At 66.4% G+C, this 16,413-nt stretch carries 17 protein-coding genes; 16 read left to right on the top strand and 1 reads right to left on the bottom strand.

The features are described from left to right. Window positions 1–29: 29 nt before the first annotated feature. The 16 genes from RUR49_RS02745 (at window position 30) to RUR49_RS02670 (ending at window position 15,384) form a co-directional block, all read left to right on the top strand. The gene (locus RUR49_RS02745; RefSeq protein ID WP_024924703.1) at window positions 30–365 is read left to right on the top strand and encodes a DUF736 domain-containing protein; all 336 of its coding nucleotides are present in this window, start codon (window positions 30–32) and stop codon (window positions 363–365) included. Between the two features lie 3 nt (window positions 366–368). Next, the gene (locus RUR49_RS02740; protein WP_024924702.1) at window positions 369–1,130 is read left to right on the top strand and encodes a lytic transglycosylase domain-containing protein; all 762 of its coding nucleotides are present in this window, start codon (window positions 369–371) and stop codon (window positions 1,128–1,130) included. Between the two features lie 244 nt (window positions 1,131–1,374). Beyond that, window positions 1,375–3,114 carry a VirD2 family relaxase/mobilization nuclease gene (locus RUR49_RS02735; RefSeq protein ID WP_024924701.1) on the top strand — a complete coding sequence of 580 codons (1,740 nt, stop codon included), beginning with the start codon at window positions 1,375–1,377 and terminating at the stop codon, window positions 3,112–3,114. A gap of 31 nt (window positions 3,115–3,145) precedes the next feature. Continuing rightward, window positions 3,146–5,131 (top strand): conjugal transfer protein TraG, encoded by a 1,986-nt coding sequence (locus RUR49_RS02730; RefSeq protein WP_024924700.1) that lies wholly within the window; start codon window positions 3,146–3,148, stop codon window positions 5,129–5,131. 8 nt (window positions 5,132–5,139) lie between these two features. Further along, window positions 5,140–5,574, top strand: coding sequence for a CopG family ribbon-helix-helix protein (locus tag RUR49_RS02725; RefSeq protein ID WP_024924699.1), 435 nt, complete (start codon window positions 5,140–5,142; stop codon window positions 5,572–5,574). 217 nt (window positions 5,575–5,791) lie between these two features. Beyond that, on the top strand, window positions 5,792–6,727 hold the full coding sequence (gene trbB / locus RUR49_RS02720; protein ID WP_024924698.1) for a P-type conjugative transfer ATPase TrbB: 936 nt from the start codon (window positions 5,792–5,794) through the stop codon (window positions 6,725–6,727). After that, complete coding sequence (locus RUR49_RS02715; RefSeq protein ID WP_024924697.1) at window positions 6,724–7,056, top strand: TrbC/VirB2 family protein; 333 nt, start codon at window positions 6,724–6,726, stop codon at window positions 7,054–7,056. Before trbB ends, RUR49_RS02715 begins: the two co-directional genes overlap by 4 nt. Beyond that, complete coding sequence (locus RUR49_RS02710; protein ID WP_024924696.1) at window positions 7,056–7,337, top strand: VirB3 family type IV secretion system protein; 282 nt, start codon at window positions 7,056–7,058, stop codon at window positions 7,335–7,337. Before RUR49_RS02715 ends, RUR49_RS02710 begins: the two co-directional genes overlap by 1 nt. A gap of 7 nt (window positions 7,338–7,344) precedes the next feature. Beyond that, window positions 7,345–9,783 (top strand): conjugal transfer protein TrbE, encoded by a 2,439-nt coding sequence (trbE, locus tag RUR49_RS02705; RefSeq protein WP_024924695.1) that lies wholly within the window; start codon window positions 7,345–7,347, stop codon window positions 9,781–9,783. Beyond that, entirely contained in the window at window positions 9,780–10,541 is a 762-nt protein-coding gene (trbJ, locus tag RUR49_RS02700) for a P-type conjugative transfer protein TrbJ (RefSeq protein ID WP_024924694.1), read from the top strand. The genes trbE and trbJ overlap by 4 nt, the downstream gene beginning before the upstream one ends. Window positions 10,542–10,563: 22 nt before the next feature. Next, complete coding sequence (trbK-alt, locus tag RUR49_RS02695; RefSeq protein WP_024924693.1) at window positions 10,564–10,860, top strand: putative entry exclusion protein TrbK-alt; 297 nt, start codon at window positions 10,564–10,566, stop codon at window positions 10,858–10,860. Window positions 10,861–10,863: 3 nt separating this feature from the next. Further along, window positions 10,864–12,216: a P-type conjugative transfer protein TrbL gene (trbL, locus tag RUR49_RS02690; RefSeq protein ID WP_024924692.1), complete on the top strand. Its 1,353-nt coding sequence runs from the start codon at window positions 10,864–10,866 to the stop codon at window positions 12,214–12,216. Next, window positions 12,216–12,899 carry a conjugal transfer protein TrbF gene (gene trbF, locus RUR49_RS02685; protein WP_024924691.1) on the top strand — a complete coding sequence of 228 codons (684 nt, stop codon included), beginning with the start codon at window positions 12,216–12,218 and terminating at the stop codon, window positions 12,897–12,899. Before trbL ends, trbF begins: the two co-directional genes overlap by 1 nt. Next, a complete protein-coding gene (gene trbG, locus RUR49_RS02680; protein ID WP_024924690.1) occupies window positions 12,896–13,918 on the top strand; it encodes a P-type conjugative transfer protein TrbG in 1,023 nt (340 codons plus the stop codon). Before trbF ends, trbG begins: the two co-directional genes overlap by 4 nt. Then, window positions 13,915–15,120 (top strand): TrbI/VirB10 family protein, encoded by a 1,206-nt coding sequence (locus RUR49_RS02675; protein WP_024924689.1) that lies wholly within the window; start codon window positions 13,915–13,917, stop codon window positions 15,118–15,120. Before trbG ends, RUR49_RS02675 begins: the two co-directional genes overlap by 4 nt. Window positions 15,121–15,123: 3 nt before the next feature. After that, the gene (locus tag RUR49_RS02670) at window positions 15,124–15,384 is read left to right on the top strand and encodes a DUF2274 domain-containing protein (RefSeq protein ID WP_081766895.1); all 261 of its coding nucleotides are present in this window, start codon (window positions 15,124–15,126) and stop codon (window positions 15,382–15,384) included. Here the strand turns inward: RUR49_RS02670 and RUR49_RS02665 are convergent. Beyond that, window positions 15,293–16,306, bottom strand: a complete 1,014-nt coding sequence (locus RUR49_RS02665; RefSeq protein WP_024924688.1) for a LysR family transcriptional regulator — start codon at window positions 16,304–16,306, stop codon at window positions 15,293–15,295. The two genes, RUR49_RS02670 and RUR49_RS02665, sit on opposite strands and share 92 nt — an antisense overlap. Between the last annotated feature and the right edge of the window lie 107 nt (window positions 16,307–16,413).

The raw sequence follows: 16,413 nt of genomic DNA, 5'->3' as shown, positions 1-16,413 counted from the left end.
ACCTCACCGCATAGCAAAGGAGTCTTCTCATGCCGCAGATCGGCGAATTCAAGCGCACAAAGAATGGCTACGCCGGACACATCCGCACGCTCTCGCTGGCCGCTGAAATCGTGCTCATCCCCGCTGAGCACACCGATGCCGAGAATGCGCCAGACTATCGTGTTCACCACGGCAACGACGATGGACCCGAGATCGGCGCCGGATGGAAGCGGACCGGTGAAAAGGCAGGCGATTATGTCTCCGTGCAGATCGATGATCCCACGTTGGCCCAGCCGATCCGCGCGAACCTGTTCCAATCGACCGAGGACAAATCCGCCTGGAACCTGCACTGGAATCGTCCGCCCAAGCGCGGCGAGCGGGACTGAACGATGTCTGGCCCGCGCCACCAAACTGTCGTCGGGCGGCCAAACGCCGTCCGACTGACAGCCTTCCTTCTCCTTTCCGGCCTGCTCCTCGCCGTGCCGCTCAGCGCCACAGCGAACGCGCAGAATGTACCGGCCACGCGCACGGTGCCGGCCCATCCGTTCGCGGCCTACATTGAGGAGGCCGCACAGCGTTTCGGCATCCCGGCTGCGTGGATTCGCGCCGTCATGCACGCGGAAAGCGCTGGCGATGTGCGTGCGATCTCCTCTGCCGGCGCGATGGGCCTGATGCAGATCATGCCGGATACCTGGGCGGAGCTGCGCGTCCGCCATAGGCTTGGGCGTGATCCGTACGATCCGCGCGACAACGTCCTGGCCGGCGCCGCGTACTTGCGCGAGATGTATGATCGCTACGGCTCGCCGGGTTTTCTTGCGGCCTACAATGCGGGACCAGGGCGCTACGAAGAGCATCTCGCGGGCCGCCCGTTGCCGGCCGAGACCCGCGCCTATGTGGCTGCGTTGCTCCCTTCCTTCGGCGGCGGTGACCTCCCCGGTGCAATCACCGTCGCCGCAGCCGATCCGCGCTCCTGGACTCGCGCGCCGTTGTTCATCACGCCTGCTGGCGGCATGACCGCTGTCGATCCAGCGCAGACGGAAAGCCCTCCGGACGACGCCTCGGCAGCAACTCCGGCGCGCGAGACTCCCGCAGTCGCGCCGCAATCCTCGGGCCTGTTCGTCGCGCGCTCGGATCGCGGAGGCGCGCGATGACGGCGCTTCACCCGGATCGTGGTCTGGCGGGTTCCAGCGCATCATGGAGTGCGTGGAGGGGGAAGCAGGGCAACACAACCGCACGATGGCAGGATAAAGGGGCGCGATGTGCGCCTTGGTTCGGGTGTGCTTTTTCAAGGACTTACGCAGCGATTTCGCGAGGTGCGCTTGCTCGGCGCAGCCTGCGGCTTCGGCGATTTCATAAGCAAATCAGCGCCATCGCGCGATGTGCGGGCGCGCGACCATGACCGACGAGAACGATTTCCGCATCCGGCCAGGGCGCATCCGCTCTACCGGCGCGCAGCGAGCCCGCCCGTTCATCGCGCAGGCGCTCGCCGCCGCCCAACGCGCGGGCGGATCGGTCTCCCGGAAAGGGGCGATCGGACCCGGCCACCGCTCCCGGTTCGGCCGGGGTCAGCGCGCGTCAGTGCAGGCCAACCGGCTCATCACCTCCCGTTCCCGCGGCGCCGTCGTCAAGGCGCGTGTGGTCCGCTACGGCGGACGCAACGCGCCGCTCGCAACCCACCTGAACTATCTGCGCCGCGAGGGCGTCACCCGAGACGGAGAGAAGGCCCTTTTGTTCGGCCCCGGCGCCGATGACGCTGACCCGAGGGCCTTCGCGGAGCGGTGCGAGAATGACCGGCATCATTTCCGGTTCATCGTATCGCCTGACGACGCCGTCGAAATGGCGGACCTCAAGACCTTCGCGCGCGATCTCATCGGGCAGATGGAGAAAGACCTCGGCACCAAGCTCGATTGGGTCGCCGTCGACCATTGGAACACCGAGCATCCCCACGTCCACCTGATCGTCCGCGGCGTGCGCGAGGATGGCGAGAACCTCGTCGTCTCCCGCGACTACATCAAGGAGGGGATGCGGGATCGGGCGCGGGATCTGATCACCCAAGAACTCGGACCGCGCACCGATCATGAAATCCGCCGCACGCTCGAGCGCCAAATCGACACGGAGCGCTGGACCAATCTTGATCGGCAGCTCGCCCGCGACAGCTACCGCACCGGCGTCGTCGACCTCGCGCCGCGGCCCGACCGCCAGCCCGACGAATTTCATGCGCTCAAAGTTGGACGCCTGCGAAAGCTTGAGTCCCTCGGCCTTGCCGATCAGATCGGTCCCGGCCAGTGGGCGATTTCGGAGAACGCCGAGACGACGCTGCGCCAGCTCGGTGAACGCGGCGACATCATTAAGCGCATCCATCGCGGCCTGACCGAACACGGCATCGAGCGCGGTGCGTCCAACTATGTGCTCGCCGGGGAAAGCCTGGACGATCCCGTCGTCGGCCGGCTGGTCGCCCGCGGTCTCGACGATGAGCTGAAAGGTACGGCCTATGCCGTGGTCGACGGCACGGACGGCCGCACCCATCACATTAAGCTGCCCGACCTCGACGCCGCCGGCGACAGCGCGCCCGGCTCCATCGTCGAACTGCGTAGGTTCGACGACGCGAAGGGGCAGCGTCGGGTCGCGATGGCAGTCCGGTCAGACCTCGCCATCGAGCAGCAGATCACGGCGAAAGGTGCGACTTGGCTTGATCGACAGGCGATCGCCCGCGAGCCGGTTGCGCTCGGCGGCGGGGGCTTCGGCGCGGAAGTGCGCGAAGCCCTGGACCGGCGCGCCGAACACCTGATCGGGCAAGGTCTGGCTGAACGTCAGAACCGCGGCGTCAGCTTCAGCCGCAACCTGATCGAGACGCTGCGCCGGCGCGAGCTGGACGCCGTGGGCGCCAAGCTCGCTGTAGAGAGCGGCCGCCCGTTCAATAAGGCCGCGGCGGGGGAATACGTCGCTGGCGCCTACCAGCGGCGCATCGCGCTCGCCTCCGGCCGCTTCGCGATGATCGATGACGGCCTTGGCTTCCAGCTCGTGCCCTGGTCGCCCTCACTCGAAAAGCAGCTCGGCCGTCATGTCTCCGGCCTCGCCCGAAACGACGGCGGCATCGATTGGAGCTTCGGCCGCAAACGGGGGCTGGGCCTGTGAACAGCGCGCCTCATCAAGAAAGGACTCCGCTATGTCGGCCACCAAAATCCTCTGGGGCCAAATCCTTGTCGTCTCCCTGATTGTGCTCGCCACCACCTGGGCCGCGACGCAGTGGACGGCATGGCAGCTCGGCTTCCAGCCGCAGCTCGGCCGGCCATGGTTCGAAGTGTTCGGCTTCCCAATCTACTATCCGCCGGCCTTCTTCTGGTGGTGGTACTTCTACGATGCCTATGCACCGCACGTTTTTGTCGAGGGCGCCTATATCGCGGCATCGGGTGGCTTCATCGCCGTCGCGGTCGCCATCGGCATGTCGGTCTGGCGTGCGCGCGAAGCCAAGAATGTCGAGACCTATGGCTCGGCGCGCTGGGCACGCGCCGATGAAGTCCGGGCGGGCGGCCTGCTTGGACCCGATGGTGTGGTGCTCGGCAAGTTCGACGGCGCCTATCTTCGTCATGACGGGCCTGAGCATGTGCTTTGCTTCGCCCCGACCCGCTCTGGCAAGGGTGTCGGCCTGGTGGTGCCGTCGCTGCTGACCTGGCCCGGCTCCGCGATCGTCCACGACATCAAAGGCGAGAACTGGCAACTCACCGCCGGGTTTCGCGCCCGGCATGGCCGTGTGCTGCTGTTCGACCCGACCAACGCGAAGTCCGCCGCCTACAATCCGCTTCTGGAAGTCCGTCGCGGCGAATGGGAAGTCCGCGACGTCCAGAACATCGCCGACATCCTGGTCGACCCGGAAGGCAGCCTGGAAAAACGCAATCATTGGGAAAAGACCAGCCACGCGCTGCTGGTCGGCGCGATCCTCCACGTCCTCTATGCCGAGGCGGACAAGACGCTGGCGGGCGTCGCCGCTTTCTTGTCCGATCCCAAACGGCCGATCGAGTCGACGCTCGCGGCCATGATGAAGACCGCGCATCTCGGCGATGCCGGACCCCATCCGGTGATCGCCAGCGCTGCGCGTGAGTTGCTCAACAAATCCGACAACGAGCGCTCGGGCGTCCTTTCGACCGCCATGTCATTCCTCGGCCTCTATCGCGATCCAGTGGTGGCCGAGGTGACGCGCCGCTGCGATTGGCGCATCACCGACATCGTCGGCGGAGCGCGGCCGTCGACGCTCTATCTCGTAGTGCCGCCATCCGACATAGCGCGCACCAAGCCGCTGATCCGCCTGATCCTCAATCAGGTCGGACGCCGATTGACAGAAGATCTCAACGCCAAAGGGCGGCGGCATCGGCTGCTGCTCATGCTCGACGAGTTTCCCGCGCTGGGGCGGCTCGACTTCTTCGAGTCCGCGCTCGCCTTCATGGCGGGCTACGGACTGAAGAGCTTCCTCATCGCACAGTCGCTCAATCAGATCGAAAAGGCTTATGGCCCCAACAACTCCATTCTCGATAACTGCCATGTGAGGATCAGCTTCGCTACCAACGACGAGCGCACCGCCAAACGGGTTTCCGACGCGCTCGGGACGGCGACCGAGATGCGCGCGATGCGCAACTACGCCGGACACCGGCTCAGCCCGTGGCTCGGCCATTTGATGGTGTCGCGCTCGGAGACCGCGCGCCCGCTGCTGACGCCGGGCGAGGTGATGCAGCTCCCGCCCGCCGACGAGATCGTCATGGTCGCCGGCACGCCGCCGATCCGTGCGAAGAAGGCGCGCTACTTCGAGGACCGCCGCTTTCAGGAACGCGTCCTGCCGCCGCCGGCGCTTGCGAAGCCAGCCGCGGGAAAGCCGGACGATTGGAGCGCCATGCCGTTGCCGTCGGGGCCGTTGCTCGATCCAGCCGCCGCGCAGGACGGCACGGGTGACGACGACTCGACCGGCTCGGAGCGTCGTCAGCAACCCGAGCTGACGACGGCGAGGACAGTCGAGAAGAAGGCGCCGATCGGCAACGAGTTCGATGTCGATGGCGCCGATGATGCCGATGACGACGCCGCCCGCGCGGGCCGGCTGAACGAGGTCATGCAGGGCGTCGCGCGGCAAGTCTCGCTCGATCCCAACGACGGGATGGACCTCTGAGCGTGGCGATCATGAAGATTCCGAAGAAGCAGCGCCTCTCGGTCTATCTCGATCCAGACATCATGAAGGCGCTGGCTGCTTATGCCGCGCGCCGCGACCAATCGCGATCTCTGATCGCTGAAGCAGCCATTGCATCCTTCCTCTCGCCGGACGCGGCCGAGCGTCAGGAAGCGGCGACCACCAAGCGGCTGGATCAGCTCGATCGGCGCATGACGCGCATGGAACGCGACCTCGGCATTTCCGTCGAAATGCTCGCGGTGTTCGTCCGCCACTGGCTTACCACCAATCCGCCATTGCCGGAGCCTGCCCAGGCGGCCGCACGCGCACAGGCGGGCGAGCGGTACGACGCCTTCGTCGCCGCGCTCGGTCGGCGACTCGCCAAGGGGCCGAAGGTGCGCGAGGAGATTTCCGAAGACGTGTCGGGCATCCCGGGCGCGGAATAATCATCGCGCGCGGCGTCGCAAGAGTCCGGCATTTCCGCCGCGTCCCTGTCTTTCTACGCCAGAGCACTACGACCCCATTCTGCTTGTTGTCATGCCCTGATTTCTGCCTCTTCTACTGATCCCCGATCCAGGGCCGCGTGTTTGCGGTCCCGCGCAGAACGGGGACGACACTGTGGTTTCTCACCAGCAATCAGAGGCGATCCTGCGAGGCGCGCGCATGTTGCGCACCGCCCTCGGCCCCGCCATCGCCGGATTTCTGGAAGACCCGTCGATCGTCGAGGTGATGCTCAATCCCGATGGGCGGCTCTGGATCGACCGGTTGTCCGAGGGGCTCTCCGACACTGGAGAGCGGCTGTCGCCCGCCGATGGCGAGCGCATCGTCCGCCTCGTCGCGCATCATGTCGGCGCCGAGGTTCATTCCGGTTCACCGCGGGTTTCGGCCGAGCTTCCCGAGACGGGGGAGCGGTTCGAAGGCCTGCTGCCTCCTGTCGTCGCGGCCCCGGCGTTCGCGATCCGCAAACCTGCCGTCGCCGTCTTCACGCTCGCTGACTACGTCGCCGCCGAGATCATGTCCGCTGAACAAGCGGAACTGCTCCGTCGCGCCGTCGCGGACCGCCGCAACATCCTCGTCGCCGGTGGCACCTCGACCGGCAAGACGACGCTCACCAACGCGCTGCTCGCCGAGGTGTCCAAGACCTCCGACCGCGTCGTGCTGATCGAGGACACCCGCGAACTGCAATGCGCCGCGCCCAACCTCGTGGCCATGCGCACCAAGGACGGCGTCGCATCGCTGTCCGATCTCGTCCGCTCCTCGCTTCGCCTGCGCCCCGATCGCATTCCAATCGGCGAAGTCCGCGGCGCCGAGGCGCTGGATCTACTGAAGGCATGGGGCACGGGTCATCCGGGCGGCATCGGCACCATCCACGCCGGCACTGCGATCGGCGCGCTGCGCCGGCTCGAACAGCTCATTCAGGAAGCCGTCATCACGGTCCCGCGCGCGCTGATCGCCGAGACCATCGATCTCGTCGCGGTGCTCAGCGGCCGCGGCTCGACCCGTCGCCTCGCCGAACTCGCCCGCGTCGAAGGCCTTCAGCCGGACGGCGACTACCGCGTCATCCCCGCAACCCAGCCCGTCTCAGGAGACCCCGCATGATCCGCCATGCCCCGCGCATTCGTCGTCATATCGCGACGGCCGTGTCCGTCACCGTCGTCAGCATGATGCTGGCGCCCGCCGCATATGCTTCCGGCTCGTCCATGCCTTGGGAAGCGCCGCTGCAGTCGATCCTCGAATCCATCGAGGGACCTGTGGCCAAGATCATCGCCGTGATGATCATCATCATTACAGGGCTAACGCTCGCCTTCGGCGATACGTCAGGGGGCGCGCGGAAGCTGATCCAGATCGTCTTCGGCCTGTCGATCGCCTTCGCCGCGTCGAGCTTCTTCCTGTCCTTCTTCTCCTTCGGCGGCGGAGCGCTCGTTTGATGACGAGCCTGATCGACAGCGCCGGCGACGTGCCGGGCTACGCCGTCCCGGTCCATCGCGCGCTCACCGAGCACATCCTGCTCGGCGGCGCGCCGCGTTCGATTGCCATCCTCAACGGGACGCTGGCGGCGGCGCTAGGCCTCGGCCTGCGTCTCTGGCTGGTCGGTCTCGCGCTCTGGGCGATCGGGCATTTCGCGGCCGTATGGGCGGCGAAGCGCGATCCGCAATTCGTCGACGTGGTGCGCCGTCACCTGCGCATCCCCGGCCATCTGAGCGCGTGAGGCCCCGATGATGAACCTCGCCGAATATCGCCGGACCTCGACCCGCCTCGCGGATTTCCTGCCCTGGGCCGCGCTCGCGGGCGAGGGCATCGTCCTCAACAAGGACGGCAGCTTCCAACGCACCGCTCGCTTTCGCGGTCCCGACCTCGACTCTGCGGTGCCGGCCGAACTCGTCGCCGTCGCCGGCCGGCTCAACAACGCCTTCCGCCGGCTCGGCTCGGGATGGGCGATTTTCGTCGAAGCGCAGCGCCATGGCGCCGGCGCCTATCCGGCGAGCCGCTTTCCCGAGGCCGCGTCCGCCCTGGTCGACGCCGAACGCAAAGCCGATTTCGAGGAAGACGCCTCGCACTTCGAGTCCAGCTACTTCCTGACCTTCGTCTACCTGCCGCCGGCCGAGGACGCCGCCCGCGCCGAAAGCTGGCTCTATGAAGGCAAGGCCGACAACGGTCTTGACCCACATGAGGCGTTACGCGGCTTCGCTGATCGCACCGATCGCGTGCTCCAGCTCGTCGAGAACTTCATGCCGGAATGTGCATGGCTCGATGACGGCGAGACGCTGACTTATCTTCATTCGACCGTCTCGACCAAACGCCATCGTGTGCGCGTGCCCGAGACGCCCATGTATCTCGATGCGCTGCTGGCCGATCAGCCGCTCACCGGCGGATTGGAGCCGCGCCTCGGCGACAAGCATCTCCGCATCCTGACCATCGTCGGCTTTCCGACCGCGACCACGCCCGGGCTGCTCGATGACCTCAACCGGCTCGCCTTCCCGTATCGCTGGTCGACGCGCGCCGTCCTTCTCGACAAGACCGACGCCACCAAGCTGCTCACCAAGATCCGCCGGCAATGGTTCGCCAAGCGCAAGAGCATCATGGCGATCCTGAAGGAGGTGATGACCAACGAGGCGTCGGTCCTCGTCGACACCGATGCGGCGAACAAGGCGGCCGATGCCGATCTCGCGCTTCAGGAACTCGGCGCCGACTATGCCGGTCAGGCCTATGTCACCGCGACGGTCGCCGTCTGGGACGCCGATCCACGCATCGCCGCCGAGAAGCTGCGCCTGGTGGAGAAGATCGTTCAGGGCCGCGACTTCACCGCGATGGCTGAGACGATCAACGCCGTCGACGCCTGGCTTGGCTCGCTGCCCGGCCATGTCTACGCCAACGTCCGGCAACCGCCGATCTCGACGCTCAATCTCGCCCACATGATTCCGCTGTCGGCGGTGTGGGCGGGGCCGGAGCGGGACGAGCATTTCGGGCAACCCCCCTTGCTTTATGGCAGGACCGAAGGCTCGACCCCGTTCCGGTTTTCCCTTCATGTCGGCGATGTCGGTCACACGCTCGTCGTCGGACCGACGGGCGCCGGCAAATCCGTGCTCCTGGCGCTGATGGCGCTCCAGTTCCGGCGCTATCCCAACTCACAGGTTTTCGCCTTCGACTTCGGGGGAAGCATCCGAGCCGCGGCGCTCGCGATGGGCGGTGACTGGCACGATCTCGGCGGCGGTTTGACCGAGGGCGTGGCCGACAGCGTGTCGCTGCAACCGCTCTCCGGCATCCACCACGTGCCGGAACGCGCGTGGGCGGCGGATTGGATCGTCGCCATCCTGCAGCGCGAGGGCGTGACGATCGAGCCGGAGGTGAAGGAATACATCTGGACTGCGCTGACCTCGCTGGCGAGCGCGCCCGTCGGCGAACGCACGCTCACCGGACTGGCCGTCCTCCTTCAATCGAACGATCTCAAACAGGCGCTCCGGCCCTATTGCGTCGGCGGCGCCTGTGGCCGGCTGCTCGACGCCGAGAACGAGCATCTTGGCGAAGCCTCTGTGCAGGCGTTCGAGACCGAGGGCCTGATTGGCACCGGCGCCGCACCGGCCGTGCTCGCCTATCTCTTCCACCGCATCGAGGACCGCCTTGACGGCAGCCCCACGCTGCTCATCGTCGATGAAGGCTGGCTGGCGCTCGACGACGAGGATTTCGCTGGTCAGCTCCGCGAGTGGCTGAAGACACTGCGCAAGAAGAACGCCTCCGTCGTCTTCGCCACCCAATCGCTTTCCGACATCGACAGCTCGGCGATCGCGCCCGCCATTGTCGAAAGCTGCCAGACCCGGCTGCTGCTGCCGAACGAGCGCGCGATCGAGCCGCAGATCACCGCGATCTACCGTCGCTTCGGACTCAACGACCGCCAGATCGAGATCCTCGCCCGCGCGATGCCGAAGCGCGACTACTACTGCCAATCCCGGCGGGGCAACCGGCTCTTCGAGCTCGGTCTGTCCGAGGTGGCGCTGGCGCTGTGCGCCGCTTCCTCGAAGACCGATCAAGCCGCCATCGAACGCGTCATCGCCGAACATGGACGCGAGGGCTTTCTGCCGGCCTGGCTGCGGCTGCGTGGCGTCGCCTGGGCCGCCGACCTCATCCCCAACCTTAACAACCTGGAGACACAGCCATGATCTTCCGTCGCTCACGCGCGGCGCTTCTTGCCGCGTCGATCCTTTCCATTCCCGTGGCGATGTCGCCCGTGATGGTCCAGCCGGCGTCCGCGCAATGGATCGTCTACGATCCAACGAACTACGTGCAGAATGTGCTCTCAGCGGCTCGCGCGCTGGAGCAGATCAACAACCAGATCAGCTCGCTTCAGAACGAAGCGACGATGCTGATCAACCAGGCGCGCAACCTCGCAAGCCTGCCTTACTCCTCGCTTCAACGCCTGCAGCAGTCCGTGCAGCGGACGCAACAGCTCCTCGGCCAGACGCAGCGCATCGCCTACGACGTCCAGCAAATCGACCAGGCGTTCACATCGACTTACGGCAATGCGTCGATGTCGGCGTCCGACCAGCAGCTCGTCGCGCAAGCGCGCGAGCGCTGGCAGAACACCGTCGGCGGCTTGCAGGACGCCATGCGGGTGCAGGCCGGCGTCGTCGGCAACATCGATACCAACCGCGCCGAGATGTCGGCGCTCATCGGCCAAAGCCAGGGCGCGACCGGCGCCTTGCAGGCGGCGCAGGCCGGCAATCAGCTCCTCGCGCTCCAGGCCCAGCAGCTCGCCGATCTCACGGCCGTCGTCGCTGCGAACGGACGGGCCCAGGCGCTGACCGAAGCCGAGCGCGCGGCGGCTGCCGAGCAGGGTCGCGAGCAGCGCCGCCGCTTCCTGACCCCCGGCAGCGGCTATCAGCCCGGCAACGCCCGCATGTTCCCGAATGGCAACTAAGGCCCCTCGCGAGGATCAGGTCATGGACGGCAAGCTCCTGGCGCGCCTCGGCGCCGTCGTCTTCGTCGCCGTCGCCATCACCGCGACGGCGATCGAGATGACCCGGAACGAGGAACAACCGCACGGCCAAGCGTCACGGCCAAGCGAAGACGCGCCGACGGATCCTCTGCGCGAGGCGCAGCGGCGGTGCCAACTGCTTGGCGAGGCCGCCGCGCGCGATGCCGAATGCCTGCGCACCTGGGCCGAAACCCGCGACCGATTCCTCGGCATTACGCCCGCACCAGCGCGGACATCGCCGCAGCATGACGACGGGCGGTGATCCATGGGCGGCACCGGCGTCATCGACCAATTCCTGGAGGTCTTCACCCGCTATATCGATAGCGGCTTTGGCCTGCTCGGCGGCGAGGTGGCGTTCATCGCCACGACGCTGATCGTCATCGACGTGACCTTGGCCGCACTGTTTTGGAGTTGGGGCGCCGACGACGACATCATGGCGCGCCTGGTCAAGAAGACGCTGTTCGTCGGCGTCTTCGCCTACATCATCGGCAACTGGAATAGCCTCGCGCGCATCGTGTTCGAGAGCTTCGCGGGGCTGGGCCTGAAAGCGTCAGGCACCGGATTCACCGTCGAAGATCTCATGCGCCCCGGCCGCGTTGCGCAGACTGGCCTCGATGCCGGCCGACCGCTGCTCGATTCGATCTCCAACCTGATGGGCTGGATCGCCTTCTTCGAGAACTTCATCCAGATCGCCTGCCTGCTGTTCGCCTGGGCCCTGGTGCTGCTTGCCTTCTTCATTCTCGCCATCCAGCTCTTCGTCACTCTGATCGAGTTCAAACTGACGACGCTTGCCGGCTTCGTGCTGATCCCCTTCGGCCTGTTCGGCAAATCCGCGTTCATGGCCGAACGCGTCCTCGGCAACGTCATCTCGAGCGGCATCAAGGTGCTGGTCCTCGCCGTCATCATCGGCATCGGCTCAACCTTGTTCTCCCAGTTCACCGCCGGTTTCGCTGGCCAGACGCCGACGATCGACCAGGCCATGGCGATCGTGCTCGCCGCGCTGTCACTGCTCGGACTCGGCATCTTCGGTCCTGGCATCGCCAACGGCCTCGTCTCCGGCGGTCCGCAGCTGGGCGCGGGCGCCGCGGTCGGAACCGGACTCGCGGCGGGCGGGGCTCTGGTCGCGGCCGGCGCGGCGGGCGGAATGGCCCTGCGCGGCGGCGGCGCCGCTCTTTCCGGAACCGCTGCGGCCGCGCGCGGTGGCGCGGCGATGGCAGGTGGCGCTTCGACGGCCTACAGCCTCGGCGCCGCTGGCCAGTCGGGCGCGTCTGCCGTCGGGTCTGGACTCAGTGGCGTTGCTCGCGCCGCTGGCGCGGCCGCCACGTCACCCCTGCGTCGCGCGGCCTCCCAGGCAGCAGACAGCATGAAGTCGAGCTTCTCCGAGGGCGCCAAATCCGCGTTCGCGGCCACCGGCGGCACGTCGACCATGGGCACGATCGGTGGAAGCGCGGCCGAGGCTGCGTCACCCGTTGCGGCTGACGGACCGCCGGCCTGGGCCCAGCGCATGAAGCGCTCACAAGCCCTGAGCCACGGTGTGACGGCCGCCGCCCACGCCGTTCGCAGCGGCGACAGCCATGGCGGCGGCTCCTCCATCAACCTCTCCCAAGGCGATCGCTGATGTTCAAAAGACCTTCTACTCACTACGGCAAAGCACCAGAACCCGAGACGCCATATCAGCGCGCCGCTCAGGTCTGGGACGAGCGTATCGGCGCCGCGCGCGTCCAGGCGAAGAATTGGCGGCTCATGGCCTTCGGTTCTTTGGTCCTGTCCGCCAGCTTTGCGGCGGCGCTGGTCTGGCAATCGGCCCGCGGCACGATCGTGCCATGGGTTGTGCAGGTCGACCGGCTCGGCCAGGCGCAGGCGGTGGCGCCAGCGGTCGCCGACTATCGTCCGACCGATCCCCAGATCGCCTTTCATCTCGCACGCTTCATCGAGCAGGTGCGCTCGATTCCGTCCGACGCCATCATCGTTCGGCAGAACTGGCTGCGCGCCTACGATTTCACGACGGATCGCGGCGCCATGGCGCTCAACGACTACGCGCGATCGAACGACCCCTTCACCAAGGTCGGCCGGCAGCAGGTCGCCGTCGACGTCTCCAGCGTCATCCGGGCTTCGCCCAACAGCTTCCGCGTCGCATGGGCCGAACGCCGGTACGAGAATGGCCAGCTCGCCGAGACGACCCGCTGGACCGCCATCCTCACCATCGTCGTGCAGGTGCCCCGCAACGCCGACCGGCTGCGCGCCAACCCGCTCGGAATCTACGTCAACGCCATCAACTGGTCACGGGAGCTTGGGCAATGAAACCGTCTTTCCGTAAAGCCGGCGACCCGGCTTTCCGCACTTCCACACTTGCGATTTTGCTCTGCACGTCGGCGCTCGCCGGCTGCGCCACGGCGAACAGGCCGCCGGAGATCTCCTACGACAACGCCGTCCCTGCGGCGCTAAGCGCTGATCCTCCGGCGCCCGTGCGCGTGGTCGAAATCCCGAGGCCGCTCCCACTGCCCGGGCAACTGCAGCCCGTTGAATCGACGCGCCGACCGCCGGAGCCGGCCGAGCCCACAGCGCGCGTCAACCAGGCCAATGCCGCCGCGCGCGTTCAGCCCGTCCGCGACGGCTTCATCAACGCCATGCAGGTTTATCCCTATACGGGCGGCGCGCTCTATCAGGTTTACACCGCCGTCGGCCAGATCACCGACATCGCCCTCCAGCCGGGCGAACAATTGGTCGGCTCCGGCCCGGTCGCCGCTGGCGACACCGTGCGGTGGATCATCGGCGACACGGTGAGCGGTTCGGGCGCCACCCAACAAGTCCACATCCTGGTCAAGCCGACCCGCGCCGACTTGATGACGAATCTCATCATCAACACCAATCTGCGCACCTATCACATGGAGCTGCGCTCGACCGAACGCACCTATATGGCTTCGGTGTCCTGGCAGTATCCGCAGGATCAGCTCATCGCGCTGCGCCGCCAGAACGCGCAGGCCGAGGCCAGCAGTCCCGTCGCCACCGGCGTCGACCTCGCCAACATCAATTTCCGCTATGCCATCGAAGGCGATCGTGCGCCGTGGCGGCCACTGCGCGCCTACGATGATGGACGCCAGGTCTTCATCGAGTTTCCGCGTGGCATCGGTCAGGGCGAGATGCCGCCGCTGTTTGTGGTCGGTCCGGAGGGCAACACCTCCGAGCTCGTGAATTACCGCGTCCGCGCCAACTACATGATCGTCGACCGCCTGTTCGCGGCCGCCGAGCTACGCTTCGGCGCCGGCGACCGCCAGAAGCGCGTTCGCATCGTCCGCACTGACGGGAGGCCGACGTCGTGAGCGATCCTGCAACCCGGAAAGAGGAAGACGATGCGCCGCTGACCGGGTCGGCCAGCGACGCGGCCGACCCGATGCGGCTCCGTGGTGAGGCGCCGCGTGTCACGCGGCTCTCGCGCAAGGTGCTTGCCGGCATCGGTCTTGTCGCGAGCGTGGGCATTGGCGGCGCGCTCATCTATGCGCTCCAAACACGCGACAGCGGCAAGTCCGCCGAGGAACTCTATTCGACCGACAATCGCTCGACCGCTGACGGCCTTGCCGGATTGCCACGAGACTACAGCAGCGTCCCGCAGCTTGGTCCGCCGCTCCCGGGGGATCTAGGGCGACCCATCCTGGGCGCGCAGAATCGTGGCCAGCCGTTGCCGAGCCAGCCCAATCCTGGCCTTAGCGCTGAGGAGCAGCGCCGTCTGCAGGAGATCGAGACCGCCCGCGTCAGCAGGCTTTTCACCGGGACAGAGAACCGGCCCATGGCGTCGACGGGCTCCGGCGGCGCGACGATCGCGCCACCGCCGGCGCCTGATTTGGCCGGTCTCGGGCTAGCGCCACAGCCTGCCACGCCGTCGGCCGAGGATCGGCAGCTCGCATTCCTCAATGCGGCGGCCGATCGGCGCACCGTCGCACCGGATCGCGTCGCCGCGCCAGCGTCGCCGAACATCCTGCAGGCGGGCGCGGTCATCTCCGCTGCGCTCATCACAGGCATACGCTCTGACCTTCCCGGCCAAATCACCGCACAGGTGACGGAGAACATCTACGACAGCCCGACAGGCCGCATCCTCCTGGTGCCGCAAGGCACGCGGATCATCGGTCAGTACGACAACAACGTTCAGTTCGGCCAACGCCGTGTGCTGCTGGTCTGGAATCGGCTGATCTTCCCGAACGGCCGCTCGATCGTCCTCGAGCGTCAGCCCGGCGCCGACGCTGAAGGCTATGCGGGCCTTCAGGATGGCGTCGATTATCATTGGTGGGACCTGGCCAAGGCGGCGGGGCTGTCCACGCTGCTGAGCATCGGCGCCGAGCTTGCCACTAATGACGACGACCGCCTGATCCAGGCGATCCGTAACGGTGGGCAGGACACCATCAACGATGCCGGCCAGCAGATCGTGCGCCGCCAGCTCAACGTCGCGCCGACACTCACGATCCGGCCGGGCTTTCCGGTTCGCGTCATCGTCACGCGAGACTTGGTGCTCGAACCCTATGGAGGTTAAGCGATGGCCAAACTCAAGCTAGGGGCGCTCGAAGACGACAAGCCGGTGAAACTCTCGGTGGAATTGTCCGCTGCTCTTCACCGCGATCTCATCGCATACGCGGAGATCCTTGGCCGCGAAAGCGGCAAAGTCGTCGAGCCCGCCAAGCTCGTCGCACCGATGCTCGCGCGCTTCATGTCAACTGATCGGGGGTTCGCGAAACTCCGCCACGCGGCCCGTTCCCGCTCGCAACCGGCGGGCAGCGCTCCTCCAAAAGCCGGATGAAATGCTCCACTGCAGGGTTGTCGTCGTGGCCCTTCCAATAGGCGCGATAGACGATATGAGTCGAGCCATTGCCGTCGCGCGCTTCACGATGGACCACGCCCGCATAGTTGGCGCCCATGCAGGCTTCGCACATCACGCTGACGCCGCAGCCAGCGCCGACCAGGCTCTTGATATTCTCCAGACTAACATCGTGCCGAACGACCTTAGGCAGATCGCCGGGAGAAGCCAGCTTCGCAACAAGGATATCATAGATCTCCGGGCCGGGATCGCGCTCGCACAAGAGGAACCGCTCGCGCTTCAAGTCAGTCCAGTAGACAATCTCGTTGGCGGCGAGAGGATGGTCCTGAGGCAGGGCAACGATAATGCGCTCGCTCCACAGCATCATCGAGCGGTTGCCGTCCAGTGCGGGCTCGCCGGTAACGATGGCGATGTCGATTTTGCCGTTCTCGATTCCCTCGGACAGTCGTGCCCGCGAGCCTTCGACCGTGCTGATGTGCACCTGCGGAAAGCGCCGAGAATACTCGACAAGCGTGGCGCGGAGATTGCCCGCCGACAACGACGTATAGAATCCGATTGTGATGTGTCCGGCTTCGCCCCGCCCCACCGCCTTGACGCCATCGATCACAACCTCCAGCTCGTGGAGGACGCGCCGCGCTCCGTGAACGAAGTCGCGCCCAGCCGAGGTCGGTCGCACGCCGCCATTGGTTCGCTCGAAAAGCTTAACGCCGAGTTGATCCTCTAGATGCCTGATCCGGCGGCTCAGATTGGATTGCTTGAGTGCGAGCGAGTCCGCCGCCTTGCGGAAGCTGCCATGGTGTGCCGCCGCCTCGGCATAGCGCAGGTGCTTTAGGTCAATCGGCACGAAAGCAGTCGTTTCGCTGCGCGGAAACAGCGCTGTCGAAGAACGCACCGCGTTCCGCATACATCGGAAACGCTCGGTCGACGTCGTCTACGCATTTCATCATCTCTGTGACGCTCCTCAGGCAGTTCGATTTTCGCCCCCCCGATGGCTACCGGACTTGGAGACTA

The sequence above is a fragment of the Pseudoxanthobacter sp. M-2 genome, from assembly GCF_046156265.1.
GTDB lineage: Bacteria > Pseudomonadota > Alphaproteobacteria > Rhizobiales > Segnochrobactraceae > CAMDHY01.
The sequence above is the reverse complement of the archived record's forward strand: the minus strand, read 5'-3'. Positions and strand labels throughout refer to the sequence as shown.